The organism is Streptomyces sp. NPDC088124 (genome assembly GCF_040685895.1).
GTDB lineage: Bacteria > Actinomycetota > Actinomycetes > Streptomycetales > Streptomycetaceae > Streptomyces.
The window spans coordinates 1-20,809 of record NZ_JBFBJB010000084.1 but is presented as its reverse complement, the minus strand read 5'-3'; the positions used below and the strand labels follow the sequence as shown (position 1 = coordinate 20,809).

16 protein-coding genes are annotated in these 20,809 nt (G+C 72.5%); 10 read left to right on the top strand and 6 right to left on the bottom strand.

The features are described 5' to 3' along the window. Positions 1–98: 98 nt before the first annotated feature. From AB0P17_RS39980 to AB0P17_RS39955, 6 genes are all read right to left on the bottom strand, one after another. On the bottom strand, positions 99–395 hold the full coding sequence (locus AB0P17_RS39980) for a hypothetical protein (RefSeq protein WP_365819429.1): 297 nt from the start codon (positions 393–395) through the stop codon (positions 99–101). Further along, positions 392–3,340, bottom strand: a complete 2,949-nt coding sequence (locus AB0P17_RS39975; protein ID WP_365819427.1) for a S8 family serine peptidase — start codon at positions 3,338–3,340, stop codon at positions 392–394. The genes AB0P17_RS39980 and AB0P17_RS39975 overlap by 4 nt, the downstream gene beginning before the upstream one ends. 201 nt (positions 3,341–3,541) lie before the next feature. Continuing rightward, positions 3,542–5,170 carry an IS200/IS605 family accessory protein TnpB-related protein gene (locus AB0P17_RS39970; RefSeq protein WP_365819425.1) on the bottom strand — a complete coding sequence of 543 codons (1,629 nt, stop codon included), beginning with the start codon at positions 5,168–5,170 and terminating at the stop codon, positions 3,542–3,544. A 474-nt stretch (positions 5,171–5,644) separates the two neighbouring features. Then, positions 5,645–7,306, bottom strand: a complete 1,662-nt coding sequence (locus AB0P17_RS39965; RefSeq protein WP_365819423.1) for a penicillin-binding transpeptidase domain-containing protein — start codon at positions 7,304–7,306, stop codon at positions 5,645–5,647. 173 nt (positions 7,307–7,479) lie between these two features. Beyond that, on the bottom strand, positions 7,480–10,437 hold the full coding sequence (locus tag AB0P17_RS39960) for a SpoIIE family protein phosphatase (protein ID WP_365819421.1): 2,958 nt from the start codon (positions 10,435–10,437) through the stop codon (positions 7,480–7,482). 148 nt (positions 10,438–10,585) lie between these two features. Next, positions 10,586–12,337 carry a phospholipid carrier-dependent glycosyltransferase gene (locus AB0P17_RS39955; protein ID WP_365819419.1) on the bottom strand — a complete coding sequence of 584 codons (1,752 nt, stop codon included), beginning with the start codon at positions 12,335–12,337 and terminating at the stop codon, positions 10,586–10,588. A 161-nt stretch (positions 12,338–12,498) separates the two neighbouring features. Between AB0P17_RS39955 and rsmI the strand changes: the two genes are divergently transcribed. The 10 genes from rsmI to AB0P17_RS39905 all read left to right on the top strand — a co-directional run. Beyond that, positions 12,499–13,416, top strand: coding sequence for a 16S rRNA (cytidine(1402)-2'-O)-methyltransferase (gene rsmI / locus AB0P17_RS39950; protein ID WP_365819453.1), 918 nt, complete (start codon positions 12,499–12,501; stop codon positions 13,414–13,416). A 128-nt stretch (positions 13,417–13,544) separates the two neighbouring features. After that, positions 13,545–14,087, top strand: coding sequence for a hypothetical protein (locus tag AB0P17_RS39945; RefSeq protein ID WP_365819417.1), 543 nt, complete (start codon positions 13,545–13,547; stop codon positions 14,085–14,087). A gap of 60 nt (positions 14,088–14,147) precedes the next feature. Next, complete coding sequence (locus tag AB0P17_RS39940) at positions 14,148–15,017, top strand: TatD family hydrolase (RefSeq protein ID WP_365819415.1); 870 nt, start codon at positions 14,148–14,150, stop codon at positions 15,015–15,017. Between the two features lie 155 nt (positions 15,018–15,172). Then, positions 15,173–16,576, top strand: coding sequence for a ubiquitin-like domain-containing protein (locus AB0P17_RS39935; protein WP_365819413.1), 1,404 nt, complete (start codon positions 15,173–15,175; stop codon positions 16,574–16,576). A 137-nt stretch (positions 16,577–16,713) separates the two neighbouring features. Further along, positions 16,714–17,559: a 16S rRNA (adenine(1518)-N(6)/adenine(1519)-N(6))-dimethyltransferase RsmA gene (gene rsmA / locus AB0P17_RS39930; protein ID WP_365819451.1), complete on the top strand. Its 846-nt coding sequence runs from the start codon at positions 16,714–16,716 to the stop codon at positions 17,557–17,559. Next, the gene (locus AB0P17_RS39925) at positions 17,556–18,473 is read left to right on the top strand and encodes a 4-(cytidine 5'-diphospho)-2-C-methyl-D-erythritol kinase (RefSeq protein WP_365819411.1); all 918 of its coding nucleotides are present in this window, start codon (positions 17,556–17,558) and stop codon (positions 18,471–18,473) included. Before rsmA ends, AB0P17_RS39925 begins: the two co-directional genes overlap by 4 nt. 65 nt (positions 18,474–18,538) lie before the next feature. After that, the gene (locus tag AB0P17_RS39920) at positions 18,539–18,781 is read left to right on the top strand and encodes a hypothetical protein (protein ID WP_365819409.1); all 243 of its coding nucleotides are present in this window, start codon (positions 18,539–18,541) and stop codon (positions 18,779–18,781) included. Positions 18,782–18,856: 75 nt separating this feature from the next. After that, on the top strand, positions 18,857–19,282 hold the full coding sequence (locus AB0P17_RS39915) for a hypothetical protein (protein ID WP_365819407.1): 426 nt from the start codon (positions 18,857–18,859) through the stop codon (positions 19,280–19,282). After that, entirely contained in the window at positions 19,282–20,424 is a 1,143-nt protein-coding gene (locus AB0P17_RS39910) for a hypothetical protein (RefSeq protein WP_365819405.1), read from the top strand. Before AB0P17_RS39915 ends, AB0P17_RS39910 begins: the two co-directional genes overlap by 1 nt. Continuing rightward, on the top strand, positions 20,421–20,809 hold a 389-nt coding region (locus AB0P17_RS39905; protein ID WP_365819403.1), incomplete at its 3' end, for a hypothetical protein. The genes AB0P17_RS39910 and AB0P17_RS39905, both read left to right, overlap by 4 nt.

Here is a 20,809-nt window from a genome sequence, read left to right as displayed (position 1 = left end):
CATGCCGGGCACGCTAGTGCCCCCTTCCGCGCGGACGGCACGTCACTTCGCCGGAGCCACGCCCGGGGCGGCGTCGATGCCGACCCGGGCGCGGGGGGTCACCGGGTGGTGGTGTAGGCGCGTTCGATCGTCTGCGCCAGAGTGTTGCCGTCGCGGTCGGTCAGCTCGGCCCGCAGTGAGACGGAGCCCGCCCCGGCCGGATGCCGCAGCGACAGGTGCGTGCCGCCAACCGCCTCGGCGGGCTGCCAGGTGGCGCCCTCGTCGTACGACACCTCGAAGGCGAGCTTCGCGGGCCGTGTTCCGGCGGCCGCGCCCTCGACGCTGAAGGGCACCTCGAACCGCTCGCCCGCCTTCGCCGTGCCGGCCAGGGTCAGTTCGGGCGAGAAGCGGATCACCGACAGCGGCAGCCGGGCCGGTTCGTCCCCGGAGGTCTCGCCGGAGCGGAAGGTCCACTCCGCGCGGACACGGGTGCTGAGCGGGTGCACCGCCCGGTCACGGGAGCTGTCCACGGTGAGCCGGTACGCGCTCTCCCCGGCGGGAACGGTGTACTCGGTGACACCGTCGGTCGGGGGGACGCCGTGGTCGTCGGGGATCTCCTTGCCGCCGCCTCCAGCGAGGACCGCGCCGAGGTCTGGCCGCTGGTGCCCCAGTGCCCGGCGCCGTCGCCGTACAGCGGCAGATAGGCCCTGATGACGTTTCCGCTCCGGGTGGCACCGGGGTATCCCCGCTCCGGTCCGCCGTCCCCCGGCCCGCCGAGAGCGGGGCCGAAGACGCCGACGTTGAACAGCTCGCGGTAGTCGCGGCCCGCCTCCCAGGTCCTGGGCATCCTCATGAGGAAGTTCTCGAAGACCGTCTCGTCCCCTTCGCCCGAGAGCTGCCACATGCGGTACGACCACTCGACGCCGTTGTCGAGGATGTAGTCGGTGGTCCGCAGCGGCAGCTTCCCCCTCAGGTCGACGAAGGTGCGCACCAGACCGCCGTCGGGCGTGTGGGGGGACAGCTCGACCTGGACGCGCCGGCCCTCGACGGGCACGCCCGCCTGGAAGTCGACCTTGGCGAGCTGCTTCCGCTCGACCCGGGCGGTGAAGCCGCCCAGCCGGCTGCCCCGTTCCCAGGCCAGGCGGTAGTTGACCGGCCTGCCCTCGTCGTCCTGGCGGGTCCAGCCGCCGGAATACTGGGTGGAGAGCCCGTCCACGGGTTCCCCGGAGCCGAGCTGCCCGAACCGCGCACCCTCGTAGCTCGGCAGAAGGTACTGGAGGCCGGCGCGGCGCAGCCCCTCGCCGCGTTCGAAGCCGATCACGACCGAGGCGTCGTTGTTCTCGGCCGCCGGGTCGGGCAGGGTGATCTCCACCGGCTGTGCCTGCCGGGCGTCGACGGTGACGGTGGTGTCCTTGTCGAGCCGCAGCCTCGGCTGCGCCAGCATGGCGTGGGTGGGCGAGGTGAGCAGGGGGTGGATCGCGCTGTTGAGGGTGTAGTCGCCCTTGGGCAGCCGCACCGTGAGTGCGCCGTCCTGCCCGGGGGCGTGGTCGGCGTAGAAGTCGGTGTCGAAGCCCGCGACGGAGGTGAGGGCGTCGCCGGTCGGCTCGCCGTTCTCGTCGATGTGCTTCAGCGTCAGCTCGTACGACTCGGCCTCGCGCTCCACGCCGACGGCGGTGCGCACCTGGATCCTGCCGTCGGCCGAGGCGGCGGCCACCGAGCCGCCGAAGGTGCCGTCGGCGCTGCCGGCGCGGGTGTCCGCCGTGACGGAGGCGTTCGCCTCGCCGCCCGCCGGGACGGTGAGCCGCTGCGGTGACACCGTGAACATGCCCTCGGCGGCGGGCTTGCCGTCCACCGCGAAGGCGTCGACGGACAGCTCCAGGGTGACCGGCTCGGTACCGAGGTTGCGGTAGGTGAGCGGCTGGGTCACCGGTTTGTCGTCGCCGTGCGGCCACTGCTGCCGGCCGAAGCCGATCGGCCCCTGCTCGGTGACGACGCTCTGCTCCAGCGCCCGGACGACGTCGGTGCGGCCCGTGCCCTGCTGGAAGGAGCTGTACGGGCCCGGCCTCGCGGAACCGGTGAGGACCGCCTTGATGCGCTCGCCGCTCCAGTCGGGGTGCCGCTGGGCGAGGATCGCGGCGGCGCCCGCCACATGCGGGGTCGCCATGGAGGTGCCGTCGATGGTGAGGTAGCCGGGTACGTCGGAGGGGAACAGCTCCTCCAGGACGCCGCCGGCGGCCGCGGCGGCCGTGATCCCGACGCCGGGCGCGGTCAGGTCGGGCTTGACGCCGCCGTCACCGTGACTCGGGCCCCGGCCGGAGGAGTCCGCGAGCCGGTCGTCCGCGTCGACCGCGCCGACGGTGAGCGCGGCGTCGGCGCTGCCGGGCGAGCCGACGGTCCCCTCGCCCGACTCGCCCTCGTTGCCCGCCGCAACGACGAAGAGGGTGTCCGTCTCGGCGGAGAGCCGGTTGACGGTCTCCTCCATCGGGTCGATACCGGGGGAGTCCGTTCCGCCGAGGCTGAGGTTGACGATGTCGGCCTTCTGGGCGACCGCCCACTCCATGCCCGCGATGGCGCCGGAGTCCGAGCCGAAGCCGCTGTCGTCGAGGACCTTGCCGTTCAGGAGTCGGGCACCCGGGGCGACGCCCTTGTACGCGCCCCCGGACCTGGCGCCCGTACCGGCCGCGGTGGACGCCACATGGGTGCCGTGGCCCTGCTTGTCGCCGGTACCGGAGGAACCGGAGAAGTCCTTCTCCGCGATCACCCGGTCCGCCAGATCGGGGTGGGTCGTGTCGATACCCGTGTCCAGTACGGCGATTCTGACGCCGGTGCCGTCGTAGCCGGCTGCCCAGGCCGCGGGCGCGCCGATCTGCGGCACGCTCTTGTCGAGGGCGGCCCGGCGCCTGCCGTCCAGCCACACCTTCTCCACCGCCGTCGAGGCGGTGAACCCGGTGTGGGTGTTGGTGTTGGCGTCGGTCACCGCGTTCCAGAAGGCGGCGCCACGCTTCTTCACGGGGCGCATCGCCTTGCCGTTGACGACGGGAAGCGGGCGCCCCATCCTCGCCCCGGCCCCGGTGAACGGGCTCATCGAGGGCGCCTTCTCGCCCCGGAACGTGACGATCAGCGGTAGGTCGGAACGGCCGGCGTCGTCGTAGCCGTCCGCCACCAGCTGGGTCACGTCGAACAGCCGGGCGTCCAGCTTGCCGTGTGCGAGGAGCAGTTGGGCGTCACCGGGCACCACCCGGGTGTGCCCGTCGACGGTGCGGACCGAGAACGGTATCCGCTCGCGGCCCTTCGCCCGCTGCACCCCGGCCACTTGGCCGGCGCCGTCCAGAAGGACGCGGCCGCCGGTGATCAGCGTCATCGTTCGCACCGTCTTCGCCGGCTTGGCCCCGGCGACGCCCGCGCCCGGAGCCACCGCCCCGGAACGCCCGTCCGCCACCTCACCGGCCGGTGTGGCCTGGGCCGCCCCGCCCGGAACACCGCCCAGCAGAAGGGCCGCGGAGGCCCCCCGCCACCACGGCCGTACGTCTGCGTCCTGCGCGCAATTCCACCTGAACCGTTCCTAGAGACTGAGTGGGAGTGAGTCCTGTTGCCAGTACTCGTGTTCAGCCGAACGTCCCGAACGGTGTTGGGCGTTCTGGTTGCCCGCGTTCGCTCCGTGTCCGGGCGGCGCGGATCGTGTCCGTGGTCCGGGTATACGGGGGCGGGGTTCCTCACGCCCAAGGATGTCCGGTGGGGCCTGGGCGGTCCGATGCCCGTGCACATCGCTCTGGTGTGCACGGGGCGGTGCCGTCCGTCGCCGGACCGGATGTCCTTGGGCGCGTCGTCCGATCGCGATGCTCGCGGCATCGTGCCGGGTGGTGGTGCGTCGTGGGGTGGTGAGGGGTTTCTGCCAGTGCTGGGCACCCCACCGGGAGGTGTAGGCGGGGTCGACCGCGACGATCGTGAGGTCGTGTTCGGCGGCCATGGACACCAGCCGGGCCCGGAGCCTCGCGGTCGGAAAGCGGGAGACCAGCCGGCGGAAGCGTTTCCTGCGGCCGTGTTTCTCGCGGGTCTTCTCACCGTCGAAGTCCAGGTCCTCGACCGCGATCGCCTTCACCCCGCATTGGCGGGCGAAGTGCAGGAGGCGGGTGAGGGCGTGGCGGATCTGTGCGTCCCGGTGTTGGGCGGTGCCGGTCAGGTCGTAGGGGAAGCGGTGGGGTTCGCCCACGGGGTTGCCGTGGGGGTCGAGGTGCCAGGCGGCGAGGTGGTCGTCGTTCATGTCCACCCCGGCACATCCGGCCGTGAGCGCAGCGTCCAGGGGCAGGAGCGGTGCGGCTTTGCGCTGCCAGGCGGCGGTGACGTACCAGCGGTCGCGGTCGGTGTCGTGGTGCAGGGTGTAGGCGACGGCCCGGTTTCCGGCGATCCGGTCCGCCCACTCCCCACCCCGGTGCGCAAACACAACCGGCCGCTCAAGGACGAACCGGCCGTGCGGGGCGTTCGCGAGGTGGGCCAGGGGTGCGGGGAGTTTGAGGGAGAGCTGTCCTTCGGGGGTGATGCGGATGGTCTCGTTGCCGTACCGCTTGCCCGACTCCCCGTCCGCCGACAGGAACAGCCGCGCCGCAACCCACCGACGCCGCCACTCCACCTCCGTCAGCCGCGCCTCCGGAAGGTGGTGGCGGGTGTGCGCCAGACGTTTACCGCCTCGCACGACCCGGACCCGGCCCGCACGCCAGTCCGCGACCGCCCGCGCGTGCCGCGCCTCCAGCACTGTCAGGCGGCGGGTCTTGGCGTGCCATTCCCGCCGGGAGCGGTAGCCACCCGGGGCACGCCGGGTGCCCTTCTCGCCGACCGGCAGGGACAGGCGGTGGCGGACCGTCGCGATCCCCGCCTCCAGGCCACGGATGTGTGCGGCCAGAGCCCGGCGCGCCAGCGCCCACTGGTCATGGGTGGCTTTGGTGATGCTCCCGGCCCACCGCGACGACGACCGGCCGGTTAATGCCCGCTTGCGTGCCGCCCAGCGTTCCGCGTCGTGGTCCAGGCCGTCACGGCATCGGACCGCCAGATCACCCGACGCCAACGACCCCAGCCAGCCACCCACCTCAGCCAGCACCCGCTCCTCGACCGCCGACAGCCGCAGCCGGGTACGCACGGCGACGCCCGCAGGTCCGGGCACGACGAACGGCGCGGCCAGCGCCCGAAGCTCCGCCACCCACCCCACCCCCTCCACAGCCCCGGCACCGGACTTCCCCTGTCGAACAGGACAACGAACCACCGAAGCAGAAGTCACCCGACCAGCCCCACGACATCCACCCCCCATCCGAGCGGAACGAGGACCCACCGCACGGCCCGGACCCACTCCCACACACTCATACGTCCCAGAACTCACTGATCCGGCAGCAGTTGCAACCCCCTCACTCCGGCCATCGGACAGGAGCCGTCCCGCGGCCCGGAATCCCGGCGCCTCACCCCGTACGTCACACGGCTCGCCCTTCAGACGAGCCGGGGGCCCGCGGGGGTTGTCAGGCCATCACGGTTTCCTGGGCGAGGGAGAGAGGAGGGGAGAGGAGGGAGAGAGGGGTCGTGGCGACAGAGGGGAAAAGAGGCAAAGGGGCAGAGGAGCGCCGAGCGGAGTTACGCGCGGAGTTACGCCCCGAGGGAGCGCCGCCCCCCCCGGGGCTCCCGTTCACCCCGCCGACAGCACCGCCGCCACCACCGGGCCCGCCGCGTCGCCGCCGTGGCCGCCGGCCTCCACGACCGCCGCCGCGGCGAGGTCGTTGTGGTACCCGGTGAACCAGCTGTTCGACGTTTCCTGGCCGTCGACCTCCGCGGAGCCGGTCTTCGCGCCCTTGTCCCCGCCGAGTCCGGACATCGCCCTCGCGCCCGTACCGCTCGTCGCCGTCAGCCGCATCATGGAGCGCAGCTGCTCGGCCACGCCGGACGGCAGCGAGCGTGCCGCCGTCGCGATCTCCCGGTCGTCCAGCGAGGGGGAGACGATGACCGGCTGCTTGAACGTGCCGTTCTTGGCGGTCGCGGTGATGGACGCCATGTTGAGGACGTTCATCTGGACCGTGCCCTGCCCGATGTACTGCGCCGCCGCCTCGGCGCCCGTCGATGTCGGGATGGAGCCGTCGAAGGACGCGATGCCGGTCTTCCAGTTGTCGAGGCCGATGCCGAAGACCTCCGCCGCCTCCTTGGGCAGCGCGCCGTCGTCCTTCGTGTCGTCGATCAGCTTGATGAAGGCGGTGTTGCAGGAGCGGGCGAAGCTCTGCGAGAACGGCGCGCCGTCGATGGAGAAGTCGTCCAGGTTCTTGAAGACACGGCCCATGTACGTCGCGTTCTTCGGGCACTCGGCGACACGGTCCGCGCCGATCAGGTCCTTCTCCAGCAGCATCGCCGCCGTCACGATCTTCATCGTGGAGCCGGGGGCCTGCTTGCCGAGCATCGCCGCGTTGAAGCCGTCCTTGCGGTTGTTGGCCACGGCCAGGATCTCGCCCGTGCTCGGCTTGACCGCCGCGACCGACGCCTCGCTGTACTTCTTCACCGAACGCTCGGCCGCCTCCTGGACCTTCGCGTCCAGCGTCGTCCTCAGCGTGCCCTCCTTGCCCTCGGCGAGGGTCAGGAGCGTCTCGTCGGCGGTGGCCCCGGGGCCGGTGGTGCCGTCCGCCCCGGTGTCGCTCTTCAGGATCAGCTCGACGCCGGCCGAGCCGCCCGCCTCCTTGCCGTACCGCTCGCGGAGCTGGTCGAGGACGGACCCGAGCGACGGGTACTTCTCCTTCGTCAGCTCGACGCCGTTGCGGTCGACCGCCTTGATCGGCGGTACGGACGCCTTCGCCGTTTCGAGGCGGTTGTCCCCGGTCAGCTTGGGGTGGATCACCGTCGGCGCCCAGGCGACCAGCGGCCGGCCGGTCGACTTCCCGCGTACCACCGTCAGTTCGGACTCGTACGACCACGGCTTGCTCGCGCCGTCCAGCTCGACCGTCGCCTTGACGGTGAACGGCACCTTCGCGCCGACCGCCGGGCCCGGAGTGATCACCGTGTCGGTGACCCGGGCCTCGGTGCGGTACGCGCCGATGACGGGCGTCGCGGCGGTCGGGTCGTTGGTGAGCTGCGCGATGGCCGCCGCGTCGCCGCCCTCCGCCCACTTGGCCAGGAAGTCCTTGGACGCCTGGTCGATCTCGGCGGCGCTCAGCGGGCCGGTCTTCACCGTCGCGGACGCCGACTTGGTCGCCGCGTCCGTGCTCCCGCCGGTCATCCCGTTGTAGACGTTGTACGCGCCGTAACCCACTCCACCGGCGAACACGAGAAACACTCCGCCTATGACGGCGGTCTTCGCTCCACTGCGCATGAGTGGTGGTCACCCCTCCCCAGGTGCCCCCTTGAACATCTGAACATGTTCAACTCGCGTGTGAGCGTGTTCAAGGAAGTCATCGACTGGGAACTCTACGGGAGGGTTGAGTCACACGGGGCGGGCGTTACACGACTGCGACAGAGGGCCGCCGTCACTCTTCGCGACCGTGTTCAGCCGCCGCCGCGGGGCAGCGCCGTCTCCGTCCAGATGACCTTGCCGTCCGCCGTGTACCGGGTCCCCCAGCGGTCGGCGAACTGGGCGACCAGGAAGAGCCCCCGCCCGCCCTCGTCGGTGGCCGCGGCGGTGCGCAGATGCGGGGAGGTGGAGCTGGTGTCGGAGACCTCGCAGATCAGCGTACGGTCCCGCAGCAGCCGGACCCCGATGGGCCCCGTGGCGTACCGGATCGCGTTGGTGATCAGCTCGCTCAGCACCAGCTCGGTGGTGAACGCCGCCTCCTCCAGCCCCCATGCGGTGAGCCTGTCGCTGACCTCGGCGCGTACGCCGGCCACCGCGGCCGGGTCGGGCGGCACGCTCCACTCGGCGATCCGGTCCGCCTCGATCCGGCGGACGCGGGCGACGAGTACGGCGATGTCGTCCCCCGGCCGGTCGGGGACCAGCGCGGTGAGCACCGACTCGCAGGTCTCCTCCGGGTCCGGTCCGGTCGCCCCGGCGAGCGTCGTGCGCAGCCGCTCCAGACCCACGTCGATGTCCCACCTGCGGTCCTCGACCAGGCCGTCCGTGTACAGCACCAGCCGGCTGCCCTCCGGCAGCGTGAACTCCGTCGTCTCGTACGGCAGCCCGCCGAGCCCGAGCGGCAGCCCGGCCGGCAGGTCCAGGAACTCGGCGGTGCCGTCCGGGTGGACGAGGGCGGGCGGCGGGTGCCCGGCTCGGGCCACCGTGCAGCGCCCCGAGGCCGGGTCGTAGACCGCGTACACGCAGGTGGCCCCAGTGACCGGGGTTCTGCCTCCGGAGAGCTGAGCGGTGTCCTCGGTGCTCCGGGAGGAGTCGGGGGAGCCGGGGGCCCGGGCGGCGTCAGGGGCGCGGGCGGCGCCGGATGTCCGGGAGGAGTCGACGGGTCTGATCCCGGCGGCCTCGGCGGCCCCGTTGGCCTCGGCGGCCTCGGGGTCGTATCCGCCCTCCTCCTCGTCGATCCGGCTGACCAGCTCGTCCAGATGCCCGAGCAGTTCCTCGGGCGGCAGGTCGAGCGCCGAGAAGTTGGCGACCGCGGTGCGCAGCCGCCCCATCGTCGCGGCGGCGTGCAGCCCGTGCCCGACCACGTCGCCCACCACCAGCGCCACCCGCGCGCCCGGCAGGGTGAGGACGTCGAACCAGTCGCCGCCCACCCCGGACTCGGCCGGCAGATAGCGGTAGGCGAGGTCGAGGGCGGACTGGTCCGGGAGGCGGTTGGGCAGCAGGCTGTGCTGGAGCACCACCGCCATCGTGTGCTCGTGCGTGTAGCGGCGCGCGTTGTCGATGCACACGGCCGCGCGGGCGGCCAGCTCGCCGGCCAGGGAGAGGTCGTCCGGCTCGAAGGGCTCGGGGCGCTGCCCGCGCCAGAAGTTCACCATCCCCATGAGCACGCCCCTGGCCAGCAGCGGAACGGTGACGAAGGAGTGGAATCCGTACGCCCGCAGTTGCTCGGCGCGCTCCGGGTCGTGCAGGCTCCAGGTGTCCGAGGAGTGCAGGTCGGTGGTGAGCACCGGCTCCCCGCTGGCCAGGCTCCGGCTCTGCGGGGTGTACTCCATCAGGCTGAACTCCATGCCGACCCGATAGAGCGGCGAGTCGTCCGCGACGCCGTGCAGGGCGATCCGGCGCAGCCCGTCCCCGTCGGCGGTCGGAGGGCCCGGCTCCTTGCCGCGCAGGACGGGTTCGGCGAGATCGACGGTGACGAAGTCGGCGAAGCGGGGGACGGCCACCCGGGCCAGCTCCTCGGCCGTCCGTGTGACGTCCAGGGTGGTGCCGATCTGCGTGCTCGCCTCGTAGAGCAGGGCGAGCCGGCCGCGGGCCGTCTCCGCGCGCCCGGAGAGCGCGCGCAGTTCGGTCGAGTCGCGCAGCGTGGTCACCCAGCCCGCTGGGCCGCCGGCCCGGTCGGTGGGGCGGCGGTTGACCACGAGCTGCCGGTCCCCGGCGGTCACGACGTCGTCGTCGGCGCCCTGCTCGGAGGTGAGCAGCCGCGTCGTCTCCGGGTCGAGCCCGAGCTCCGTGACGCGCCGGCCCTCGGGGAACCGAGGCAGGTCCAGCAGGAGGGCCGCCTCGTCGTTGGCGAGCAGCAGCCGGCCGTCGCCGCCGACGATCAGCACCCCCTCCCGCACGGCGTGCAGCACCGCGTCGTGGTGCTCGTACATCCGGGTCATCTCGGCCGGTCCGAGCCCGTGGGTCTGCCGCCGCAGCCGGCGGTTCATGAACACCGTCCCCGCGGTGGTCAGCAGCAGGCCGCCGGCGGCCGCGCCGAGGAGCACCGGAAGCTGTTCCTCCACCGCGGTGCTGACCTTGGCGACGGTGATCCCGGCGGAGACCAGGCCGACGACCTTCCCGCTGGGGGCGAAGACCGGCACCACCGCGTACACGGCGGGGCCCAGCGTGCCCGGGCTCTTCCCGGTGACGGTGTGGCCCTCCACCGCGGGTCGGTAGGTGCCGATGAAGTGCTGGCCGATCCGGGCCGGGTTGGGGTGGGTGTAGCGGATGCCCCGCGTGTTCAGGACCACGACGAAGTCGACGCCGGACAGCTTCCGCGCGGCCTCCGCGCGCGGCTGGAGGATCGCGGTCGGGTCGGGGGAGCGCAGCGCCGCCACGATCCCGGGGGAGTTCGCGAAGGTCTGGGCGACGGCGAGGGAACGATTCGTCGCCTCCTTCTCGCTGTCCCGGTGGGCCTGGAGGACGACGGCGGTCGCGGCGGCGGCCACCAGCAGCAGCACGATCACGGCCTGGAAGACGAAGACCTGCCCCGCGACGCTGCTGTCGCCGACCCGCGGCCAGGTGATCCGCCGCCAGAAGGGGGTGCGCGGCCGGTGGCGGGCCCGCCCCCGGGACCCCGTGCCCGCCCCGGACTTCGCCCGCGCCCGGGGCCCGGCCCGCCACCAGGACCGGGGGCCGGTTGAGGGCCGGGGCTCCCCTGGACGTCGGGCCATACCGACAGAATTGCACCAACTCCGGCGGGTGGCGAGTGCTGTCCGCCCGCCCTGTGGACGGGCTCCGCACTCAGCTGTCCGGCCACATCCGGTGCGTCGCGGGCCGACAACGGAGTTCAGCCATCCGCTCTTTCGGTGCCTCCCGCCGCTACACCCAGGTGTCCAGCCACATCCGGTTGCGCCACGACTCCAGCGGGATCGGCTCGCCCGTGTACAGCGGCCAGAAGTAGATGAAGTTCCAGACGATCAGCAGGACCAGCACCCCCGCGCCGACCGCCCCGATCGTCCTGCGCCGTTCGTCCGCCCCGATCGTCCTGCGCCGTTCGTCCGAGCCCCGCGGGCCCAGGATCGCGCCGATCATCATCGCCACCGCCAGGCAGAGGTACGGGACGAAGACCACCGCGTAGAAGAGGAAGATCGTCCGCTCCTGGTAGAGGAACCAGGGGACCCATCCCGCCGCCACCGCGCAGGCGATCGCGCCCGCGCGCCAGTCGCGGCGGAAGAACCAGCGCCACAGGACGTAGCAGAGCGCGAAGGCGCCCGCCCACCACAACAGCGGTGTGCCGATCGCCAGGACCTCGCGGGCGCACTTCCCGGCCGTCGACGCGGGGCAGCCGTCCTGCCCGGGGGCCGGGTCCTCGTAGAAGTACGAGACCGGGCGGCCCAGGACGATCCAGCTCCAGGGGTTCGACTGGTAGGTGTGGCCGGACGTCAGGTTGATGTGGAACTGGTACACCTCGTACTCGTAGTGCCACAGGCTGCGCACCCAGTCGGGCAGCCACGTCCAGTTGCCGCCCTTGCCCGCCGTCGCGGCCCAGTTACGGAAGTACCCCTTGTCGGTGACGATCCAGCCCGTCCACGAGGCGACGTACGTGACGAGCGCGACCGGCACCGTCGAGAAGAACGCGGGGACGATGTCCCGCTTCAGCACCGCCAGGTACGGCCGTACCGCGCCCGCCGTGCGCCGCGCGCCCACGTCCCACAGGACGGTCATGAGCCCGAACGCGGTCAGGATGTAGAGCGCGTTCCACTTCGTCGCGAAGGCCAGGCCCAGCATCAGTCCGGCCGCCAGCCGCCACGGCCGCCACCCCAGCCGCAGCCCCTCCGCGACCGAGGCGTCCGGGCGCAGCACGCCCTCCTCCTCGTCCACCGGGAGCGCCGCCGCCAGCCTGCTTCTGGCCCGGTCGCGGTCGATCAGCAGACAGCCGAACGCGGCCAGCACGAAGAACATCAGCACGAGGTCGAGGAGCGCCGTGCGGCTCATCACGAAGTGCAGACCGTCCACCGCGAGCAGCGCGCCCGCCAGGCACCCGAGGAAAGTGGAGCGGAAGAGCCGGCGGCCGATCCGGCAGAGCATCAGCACGGAGAGCGTGCCGAGCACCGCCACCATGAAGCGCCAGCCGAAAGGGGTGAAGCCGAAGAAGTGCTCACCGAGCCCGATGACCCACTTGCCGACCGGTGGATGCACCACATAGCCGGGGTCGGCGGGCACCGGGACGGAGGACGGGTCCTTGAGGATCGACGCGTCGACGTCCTTGGGCCAGCTCCCCTCGTACCCCTGGTTGATCAGGGCCCAGGCGTCCTTGGCGTAGTACGTCTCGTCGAATATCACCGCCTTGGGCCGGCCCAGGTTCCAGAACCGCAGCACACCGGCGACCAGCGCCACCAGGGCCGGGCCGCCCCACCCGGACCAGCGGACCAGCCGCTCGGCCAGCGGGGCCGGGACCCCGAGCACGGCCCACAGCCGGTCCGAGGGCCGGGTGTACGGCGGCACCAGGCGCTCGCGCAGGCCCGTCACCGGGCGCGGGGCATGGCCGAATCGGCGCAGCCGCTGAGGCCATGAGGGCTGCTTCTCGTCGGCGTCGGGCCCCTGGAGGGCTTCTGGCGCAGTACTGGTCACCGCGCCATCGTAGGGAACGCCGCTGTGCGAGGGGTGCCGCCCGCCCTGCGAGGATGGCGGATGTGACTGCAACGCCTGGAACAACCCCGTCGGCACACTCCTCGACCACCTCGTCGGCACACTCCTCGACCACCCCGTCGGCATCCGCGCCCGCACCCTCGGTGACTCCGTCGGGGTCGTCCTCCGGGGCCTCCCCGGACGGCGCCGGGACGCTGGTCCTCGCGGGCACGCCCATCGGCGATGTCACGGACGCGCCGCCCCGGCTCGCCGCCGAGCTGGAGACCGTCGATGTGATCGCCGCGGAGGACACCCGGCGGCTGCGCCGGCTCACCCAGGCGCTGGGGGTGCACACCCGGGGGCGGGTCGTGTCGTATTTCGAGGGCAACGAGTCCGCGCGGACGCCCGAGCTGGTCGAGGCGCTGGCGGGCGGGGCGCGGGTGCTGCTGGTCACGGACGCGGGCATGCCGTCGGTCTCCGACCCCGGTTACCGGCTGGTGGCGGCGGCGGTGGAGCGCGGCATCCGGGTCACGGCGGTGCCGGGGCCCTCCGCGGTGCTGACCGCGCTGGCGCTCTCCGGGCTGCCCGTGGACCGCTTCTGCTTCGAGGGCTTCCTGCCGCGCAAGGCCGGCGAGCGGCTGAGCAGGCTGCGCGAGGTCGCCGGCGAGCGGCGCACGCTCGTCTACTTCGAGGCCCCGCACCGGCTGGACGACACGCTCGCCGCGATGGCCGAGGTCTTCGGCGCCGACCGCGCGGCCGCCGTCTGCCGCGAGCTGACCAAGACGTACGAGGAGGTCAGGCGCGGCCCGCTGGGGGAGCTGGCGGCGTGGGCGGCCGAGGGCGTACGGGGCGAGATCACCGTCGTCGTGGCGGGCGCCCCGGAGCCGGTGCCCGGCGATCTCGACCCGGCCGAGCTGGTGCGGCGGGTACGGGTGAGGGAGGAGGCGGGGGAGCGGCGCAAGGAGGCGATCGCCGCGGTCGCCGTCGAGGCGGGCCTTCCCAAGAGAGAGGTGTTCGATGCTGTCGTCGCGTCAAAAAACGCGGCGCGCACGGCCCCCGCGGAAGGTAAAGGACTATCGTGAAATGTAAAGCGCAGACCGCGTGCCGGGTCATTGGGACATGAGAAGGCCAAGACCCATCCAATAATCGACAGGCGCTGATGCGCTCCCGCCTTCGAAGGCGTCCACTGGGTCAGTGGAGAGGAGCTGGCATGAGTGAGATCACGGGCACGGCCGTAGCCCACGAGGCATATGCCTTTTGTTGCATGCGCTGTGGGCACGGCTGGGAGCAGGCTTATGACATAGAGCATCATGTCGACGGCTCGGGCCGGAATGTCGTCGTGTACAAGACGGAGGGGGTGCGGGTTCCCTCCCCGCTCTCCAGCCCGACCTGTCAGAACTGCGGCGGCCATGTCGTCCGCATCATGAGGTCCGGGCAGGTCTCGTCGGTCCGGGCGCTGATGACCGAGCAGCACCACCCGGCGAAGACGGCGAAGACGGCGAAGACGCCGAAGGCGGCGAAGGCCCAGAAGGCCGACAAGGCGGCCGGGACGGACAAGGCGGCCGAGGGCGCGGGGGGCGGGGGCGCGCAAGCGCAGCCGCCGGAGGAGATATCCGCCGGACAGCCCCGGGAGACGTCCGAGCGGTCCACGGAAAAGCCTGCCGAAGAGCCCGTCGAAGAGCCCGCCGGGAGCCACCACCACTGGCACCTCGCCGACCTCCTGCACCCGTTCCAGCACCATCACCGCACGTGATCGCGCGGGTCCGGTCCGCGGCGGATCCGCTTCCCGAGGGCTCCCCGTAGGATCGCGCCCATGAGTTCGAAGCAAGCTCCGCCGCCGCTGCCCGAGCCCCTCGCGGTGGCGGTCGCGGACGCGCACACCCACCTGGACATGCAGGAAGGCACCGTCGCGGAGGCCCTGGAGAAGGCCGCCTCGGTCGGGGTGACGACGGTCGTCCAGGTGGGGTGCGACGTCAAGGGATCGCGCTGGGCCGCCGAGACGGCCGCCGCGTACGACAACGTCCACGCGGCGGTCGCGCTCCACCCCAACGAGGCGCCGCGCATCGTGCACGGCGACCCCGACGGCTGGTCACGCCAGGGCGCCCGGGCCGGCGGCGGCGACGCGGCGCTGGACGAGGCGCTGGCCGAGATCGACGCGCTCGCCGCGCTGGAGCGGGTACGGGCCGTCGGCGAGACCGGGCTCGACCACTTCCGTACGGGCCCCGAGGGCCGGGCGGCGCAGGAACGCTCGTTCCGCGCCCACATCGAGATCGCCAAGCGCCACGGAAAGGCGCTCGTGATCCACGACCGCGAGGCGCACGCCGATGTGCTCCGAATCCTGGCCGAGGAAGGCGCTCCGGAGCGTACGATTTTCCATTGCTATTCCGGTGACGCGGAAATGGCGGAGATCTGTGCCGCTGCCGGTTATTACCTGTCTTTCGCTGGAAATGTCACCTTCAAAAACGCTCAATCGTTGCGTGACGCGCTCACCGTAGCGCCGCTCGACCTGGTGCTGGTCGAGACCGATGCCCCATTCCTCACTCCCGCGCCCTTTCGCGGGCGGCCGAATGCGCCGTATCTCATTCCCGTCACCCTGCGGGCCATGGCCGAGGCGCGGGGGATCGGCGAGGACGCGATGGCGCAGGCGATCGCGCGGAACACGGCCCGGGCGTTCGATTATTGAACCCGCTGATCCCCGCTGACCCCGCTGACCCCGCTGATCCTGCTGAACCGCACCTCTGTGTGGGTGCGTACGATGCGTAGCCGAGCCGCTTTGGAGAGTGACCGAAGCTCCGCTAGTGTCCGGGGGCATCCCGCACCGGATCCCCGTGGAGCGTCGTGAGCAGTGCACAGGGCAGTCACCGTGCGACACGCGGCGGGCGCCGCGGTTCCGGCACCGGTTCCGCAGCCGCCTCCGGCACGGCTTCCGGCACCGTGACGCTGGAGGGCGCGCCGCCGTCCGCCGGGCGCGCGGAGGCGGCGGAGCCGACCGTTCCCCGCCAGCAGTCCGCGCCGGGGGCCGCGCCGCCGTCCGGTCCCGTGCCCACGCCCGTGCCCGCGCCTGGTCGCGTGCCCGCGCCCGGCCGCGCGCCGGCGCCCGCCCGGCGCGGTCAGTCCCGGCGCCGTAAGCCCCCGGCCGCTCCCGCCGCCCCGGAGAATCTGCGCCGGCTCGTCCCGCAGGCCCTCGTCGTCGCCTTCCTGGCGGGCGGCACCTCCGCCTTCCTCGTCCACGACAAGGGCGTACGGCTCAGCGTCGACGGCGTACCGCGCACCATGCACACCTTCGCCGGCGATGTCGGGGAACTGCTCGCGCACGAGGGCGTCGACATCGGCACGCACGACGTCGTCGCCCCCGCGCCCGGCGCCCCGCTCGCCAACGGCGACGAGGTCGTCGTCCGTCACGGCCGCCCCCTCCTGCTCACCCTCGACGGGCGGCGCCACCGCGTCTGGACCACGGCGCGCACGGTCGACGGCGCGCTGCGCCAGCTCGGGGTGCGGGCGGAGGGCGCGTACCTCTCCGTGTCCCGTTCCGCCGCCATCGCCCGGCACGGTCTGGCGCTGGACGTACGGACCGAGCGCGCCCTGACCTTCCTCGCCGACGGCCGCGAGCACCCGGTCCGTACGAACGCGGCGACCGTGGCCGAGGCGCTCGCCGAGGCCGGGATCGCGCTGCGCGGCCAGGACACCACCTCCGTACCGGGCGACAGCTTCCCGCGCGACGGCCAGACGGTCACGGTCCTGCGCGTCACGGCGGGCGAGGAGACGCGCGAGGAGCCCGTCCCGTACGACACCGTACGAACGGCCGATTCCGCACTGCCGCGCGGCACGGAGGTCGTCGACCAGCTCGGGCACCAGGGCGCCCGCCGGATCACGTACGCCCTGCGCACCGTCAACGGCGTACGGGAGAAGCCGCGCCGGATCCGCGTGGAGACGGTGCGCGCGCCGGTCACCCAGCGGGTCAGGGTCGGGACGAAGGCGCTGCCGGACTCCGTGGCGGGCGCGGACGGGCTGAACTGGTCCGGGCTCGCCGCCTGCGAGTCGGGCGGCCGGCCGGACGCCGTCGACCCGTCGGGGAACTACGGGGGGCTCTACCAGTTCGACACCGGGACGTGGCAGGCCCTCGGCGGCAGCGGACGGCCCCAGGACGCCCCGGCCGCCGAGCAGACGTACCGCGCGAAGAAGCTGTACGTACAGCGGGGGGCGAGCCCGTGGCCGCACTGCGGCCGTAGGCTGACCGGGTGAGCACCACTGAGCCCGGCGTCCCCGACGCCTCCTCCGGCGTCCCCGACGCCTCCTCCGGCGTCCCCGACGCCTCCTCCGGCGTCCCCGACGCCTCCGTTCCGTCCTCCTCCGCCCCGGCGGCCACCGCGCCGGACGCCCTGCTGGGGCCCGCGGACATCCGCGAACTGGCGGCGGCGCTCGGCGTACGCCCGACCAAGCAGCGCGGGCAGAACTTCGTCATCGACGCCAACACCGTCCGCCGGATCGTCCGCACCGCCGAGGTGCGCCCGGACGACGTCGTCGTGGAGATCGGCCCCGGGCTCGGCTCGCTGACGCTGGCGCTGCTGGAGGCGGCGGACCGGGTGACGGCGGTGGAGATCGACGACATCCTGGCCGCCGCCCTGCCCGCGACGATCGCCGCCCGGATGCCGGCCCGCGCCGAGCGGTTCGCGCTGGTCCACTCGGACGCGATGCTGGTACGGGAGCTGCCGGGCCCGGCGCCGACCGCGCTGGTCGCGAACCTGCCGTACAACGTCGCCGTCCCCGTGCTGCTCCACATGCTGGAGCACTTCCCGACCATCGAGCGCACCCTGATCATGGTCCAGTCCGAGGTCGCAGACCGACTGGCCGCGGCGCCCGGCAACAAGGTGTACGGGGTGCCGTCGGTCAAGGCCAACTGGTACGCGGACGTGAAGCGGGCGGGCGCCATCGGCCGCAACGTCTTCTGGCCCGCGCCCAACGTCGACTCCGGGCTGGTCTCGCTGGTACGCCGGACGGAACCGGTGAAGACGACGGCCTCCAGGGCCGAGGTCTTCGCGGTCGTCGACGCGGCCTTCGCGCAGCGCCGCAAGACCCTGCGGGCGGCGCTCGCGGGCTGGGCGGGCTCGGCCCCGGCGGCGGAGGCGGCGCTGGTCGCGGCGGGCGTCTCGCCGCAGGCGCGCGGCGAGTCGCTGACGGTGGAGGAGTTCGCGCGGATCGCGGAGTCGAAGGGGGCGGGCGCGTGACACTCCCCGATCGCATACGGGTACGGGTCCCGGCCAAGGTCAACGTCCAGCTCGCCGTGGGTGCCGCGCGCCCCGACGGCTTCCACGACCTGGCGAACGTCTTCCTCGCCGTCGGCCTGTACGACGAGATCACGGTGACGCCTGCCGAGGCGCTGCGGATCACCTGTGAGGGCCCGGACGCCGGCCAGGTCCCCCTGGACGCCACGAACCTCGCCGCGCGCGCCGCACTCGCGCTGGCGCGGCGCCATGGCATCGACCCGGCGGTCCACATCCACATCGCCAAGGACATCCCCGTCGCGGGCGGCATGGCGGGCGGCAGCGCGGACGGCGCGGGCGCCCTGCTGGCCTGCGACGCGCTCTGGTCGCTGAACTCCTCGCGGGACGAACTCCTCTCGATCTGCGCCGAGCTGGGCAGCGACGTACCGTTCAGCCTGATCGGCGGCGCGGCGCTCGGCACCGGGCGCGGGGAACAGCTCACGCCCCTCGACGTCGGTGGCACGTTCCACTGGGTGTTCGCGGTCGCGGACGGCGGGCTGTCCACGCCCACCGTCTTCCGGGAGTTCGACCGCCTCACCGCCGGCACCCCCGTACCGCCTCCGGCCGCGGACCCGGCGCTGCTCGACGCCCTCCGCACCGGCGACGCCGCCGCACTGGCGGGCACCCTGGCCAATGACCTCCAGCCCGCCGCCCTCGCCCTGCGCCCCTCCCTGGCGGACACCCTGGCGGCGGGCACGGCGGCCGGCGCGCTGGCGGCCCTCGTCTCCGGCTCGGGCCCGACGACGGCCTTCCTCGCCAAGTCGCCCGAGTCGGCCGCCGAGTTGGCCGACGCGCTGCTGTCCTCGGGAACCTGCCGCACCGCCCGGGTGGCGGCCTCTCCGGCGGAGGGCGCTACCGTGATGGAGCCCGGCGCCTGAGACGCCCCCGCGGAAGGTGCCCGCGGGGACTGGGGCCAACCGTTCATTCCCAGGAGTAGTCGACGTTGGGTACGCCGCTCCTCGTACTCAAGGCGTCCGGCTGGGTGGAGCTGTGGGACGGTCAGGCCCACGCGCGCTCGGCCCGGATGCCGAGCAGCACGGTGCAGGGCAGCCCTCGCTTCGGCGACACGGTACGGCAGCTGGCCTTCTGCCGGGACGGCAATCTGCTCGCGACCGTCGTGGGCGACAACACCGTCCAACTGTGGGACACCGAGCAGCGGCTGGCCCTGACCAGCCGCTCGACCTGACCGGCCGCTACATCGACGAGCTCGTCTTCGACGGCGGCGCCCTGCGCACCCTCGCCGGCGACCGCGTCCACACCCGTGAGTAAGGAAGAGAGCGCCGGGGACAGCGGCGAAGAACTGCCCTTCCTGCCGCTGCCGCCGGGCGCGCGCGGACCACTGGAGCCACTGCCGCTGGGCGTCGCCCCGCCGGGATTCGGCCCTCCGCTGGTCATCGCGGAGGGCGTGCTGACCAAGGCGGCGGGGGTTGCCGACGAGGTGTTCGACGCGTTCCACGGACCGGCCGGCTCGGTGCGCGAACCGGCCGCCAAAGCAGCCCGTGAGCTTGCCGGGTGGGAGAGCGCCGCCGCCCTGCGGACCTCCCTGAAGAACTGGGAGAACCAGACCAAGGCCGCCGAGGGCTGGCTCGCCAAGATCTCCGAGAGTCTGCGCGCCTCGTCCCACGACTACACGGGTACGGACCAGGGGATCGAGCAGGGGTTCAGCGCGTTGCGAGGACTGAGCTGATGCCCGCCTTCTACCGTGAGCTGCTCGACACCGACTTCTCCGTACTGGACGATCTCGCCGACAAGTGGCGCGAGGCGCACACGGCGACGGACGAACTGCCCAAGCGGATGATGGACGAGGTGCTCAAGCCCCTGCGCGACAAGGGGTATTGGGAAGGAGCCGCGGCTCCTTTCGCCTGGACGCTGATCGACGACATAGCACGCCAGCTCACGGCCGCGAACAAGGTCGCCAAGGCGCTGTCCGGAGTCCTCGACGACGCGGTGAGCGATCTCAAGATCATCCGCCGTGACCTGAAGGAAGCGGTCCGGCGCGCGGAGGACAAGGGGCTCTCCGTCAACGACTCGGGGACGGTTTCGGGCTTTCTCACGGCGGACCTCTTCGTCGCCGCCGACCAGCGGCAGAACTCCGTCCTCGCGGTCCACACCGCGCAGGGGGAGATCATCGAGATCTGCCGCCGGGGCATCGTCGCGGACCAGAACCTTTCGATAACCCTGATGTCCGACGTCGGCATCGGCTCCTGGTTCAACACCAAGCCGCAGCACAACTCGATCGACTCCACCGACAGGATCAGCGCCGACGAGTACAACGCGTACGGGCGTGCGCTGGAGGGCAAGGACCCCTACCCGGAGCACAAGGACGACACCCCGTACGGGCTCGGCCTGGACTATGTGACCGGCCTCAGCCCCCGCCACAAGGACTTCACCAACGGCGACACGATGGCCGACCGGGTGCAGTCCATGGAGAGCATGAAGGACATTCGCCGGCAGACGGTCGAGCAGTGGGAGTCGACAGGAGAGACGGAGGGCAGCGCGGCCTTCTCCATCTCCGAGTCGGGCAAGATCGGTGCGGCGAAGAAGCTGATCGGCGAGGACCTGCCCGCCATCGTGACCAATGACCCCGACCATCTCGGCGAGGCGTTCATGGGTTCGTACAACGTCAAGTACGACATCAGAGGCACCGACCCGGACGGCTCGCTGGTGGTGCAGTACACCTTGGACAACACCACCAGCACCGAGTCGGCACTGCACTTCATCGGCTACTACGACTGGCTGAAGTACGCGGAGATCGCCGACGGCCCGATCACGAGTGCCGTGAGCCAGACCGTCACCTGGACCGAACGCATCCCCGGGAAGAGCCAGTGAGCACCACACGACCGGCGGGCCGGAGGCGACCGGCACACCTGAAGCGGCCGGCGACCGCCGCCCTCGCACTGAGCGCGATCGCGCTGATGTCACTGACCGCAGGGTGCTCGCAGGACCAGGGCCGGTGCGGGCCCGCCCCGGTCGAGGATGTCTTCGGGAAGGACCTGTACGGGACCTACGCGGGCCCCCACGAGGCCCGCCTCACGCTGCGCGACAACGGTGACAACACCCTGGGCTTCACGGTGACCGGCTGGCCCGAGAGCAGCGACCCGGAGATCCTGGGCAAGAATGCCCCGGCCTTCGACGGCCAGGGCACCTGGCGGATCGAGGACGATCCGGACCAGGGCGACCGCGTCCGCCTCCAGTTCGAGGACGAGGGCCGGGA